The sequence below is a fragment of the Enterovirga sp. CN4-39 genome, from assembly GCF_049446235.1.
GTDB lineage: Bacteria > Pseudomonadota > Alphaproteobacteria > Rhizobiales > Beijerinckiaceae > Enterovirga.
This window is the reverse complement of the sequence record NZ_JBMSEF010000049.1, coordinates 2800-4675: the sequence shown is the minus strand read 5'-3', so window position 1 is coordinate 4675 and position 1876 is coordinate 2800. Positions and strand designations below refer to the sequence as shown.

2 protein-coding genes are annotated in these 1876 nt (G+C 59.0%); both read right to left on the bottom strand.

The features are described 5' to 3' along the window. On the bottom strand, nucleotides 1-723 hold a 723-nt coding region (locus ACO2SS_RS28670; RefSeq protein WP_423281276.1), incomplete at its 3' end, for a LysR family transcriptional regulator. Between the two features lie 85 nt (nucleotides 724-808). Further along, nucleotides 809-1876, bottom strand: a 1068-nt coding sequence (locus ACO2SS_RS28665; protein WP_423281275.1) for an ABC transporter substrate-binding protein, incomplete at its 5' end; no start/stop codon positions are given.

Sequence of the window (1876 nt, the reverse complement as noted above, 5' to 3'; positions counted from 1 at the left end):
TATCAGCTCTTGTCGGACGGCGGTCATCGGAAGCACACTGAACCCTTCGCCGTGATGAGCAAGCTCAACCATCAAGCTCAGAGCATCCACCTCCACGAAGCGCGCAGGCTGCAATCCTGCCTCATGAGCTAGAGACCTGATCACATGTGGCGGATGAGGCACAATCAGGGGATATTTGCTGAGTTCATCAATGCTTATAGTCTTGCGATTGGCAAATTTTGGGTCGCCGATCGCGAACAGATCCTCAATCAAGAGCTCAGTAGCATCGATAATCTTGCTCGGCCTCGGGCCATACATGATCGCGAGGTCTACCGTCCCGCTGAGCAGCCATTCGTGCAGGAAGGCACTGAAACCCTCCACGATGCGTAGGGTGATCCCGGGAAACTGCTGTCTGAAGCGGCTTAGAAACGGGTGAGCGAAGCGCCACGCCATAGGAGCGGGAACTCCGAGAGTGGTTGTCCCGGTGATTCCAGGCCGCGGAAGCTGACGCCCAAGTTCGCTTCGAAGGTCCTCGACGTCCGACAGGATGCGCTTGCACCTTTCGAATAAAATCGCTCCCGCGTTCGTCAACGCCACGCCGTGGCCGTGGCGATGGAAGAGTTTCGTCCCGAGGTCGTCCTCGAGTTGTCGGATCTGTCGGCTGAGTGCCGGCTGGGTGACCCTGAGGACAGATGCCGCCCGGCTAAAGCTTCTTTGGTCCGCCACATGGACGAACGCGCGCATCTGTCTGAGGTCCAACGCAACCCTCTGCTGCCCGAGCTCCAAGGCCGGCAAGAGGCCGAGAAGCGGGCGCCATCGGCGTGGTTAGCTAACCACGCCCCAGCGAGCAACCACCTTCACCGAGCGGCCGGAAAGCCTCTTCGCCAGAAACCGTCGAAAGCACTTTCAAGAGATCCCATTCCCCTTTGGACTCCTCTGGGGCCTTGACTTGAAGGAGGTACATGTTCCGGATCAGGCGGCCGTCTTCCCGCAGGCGCCCGTCCTTTGTCATGAAGTCGTTGACGGGTATCTCTCTCATCTTCTTCATGACGGTCGCTGGATCCAGTGTTCCAGCGGCAGCCACAGCTTTGAGGTAGTGCATGGTACCGCTGTATGTCCCGGCCTGCAGGCTCGTCGGAGGCCGGTTATGGTGGCGGGAAGCGAACCGTTTCGAGAACGCCCGGGTCTCGTCGTCCTGATCCCAGTAGAATGCTTCAGTGAAGATGAGCCCCTTCGTCGCCGTGAGCCCAGCCGCCTTGATGTTCGTGGTGAAGGCAAGCAGGGCCACGAGCGATTGCCCTCCTTGCGTGATCCCCAACTCGTTCGCCTGCTTGACGGAATTGATCGTGTCTCCACCCGAGTTAGCGAGCCCGATCACCTTAGCTCCGGATGTCTGAGCTGAGAGAAGATAAGAGGCAAAGTCAGGCGAACCAGCAGGGTACCTTGATGTGCCCAGTACCTTTCCACCAGCAGCTCGGACGACCGTACCGGTGTCTTGTTCAAGAGCATGGCCGAACGCGTAGTCGGCAGTGATGAAATACCAGCTGTCCGCGCCTTGCCTGACAGCCGCCTTGCCGGTCACCTGCGCGAGCGCATAAGTGTCGAATACCCAATGAGCGCCGTTTGGCGAACAAGACTTTCCGGTGAGTTCCGCTGTTCCTGCGGACGTGCTGATTTGGACCCGGTTCTTGTTCTTTGTGATCTCCTGAACGGCTAGGGCCACAGCAGAGTTGCCGAGCCCAGTGATCATCTGCACATCCTGCTGATCATACCAGGACCGCGCAACCTGCGCGCCGATGTCGGCTTTGTTCATGTGGTCGGCACTGAGCACCTCGATCGGGCGGCCGAGGACCTTGCTGCCGAAGTCCTCGACGGCCATCTGAGCTGCAATTACGTC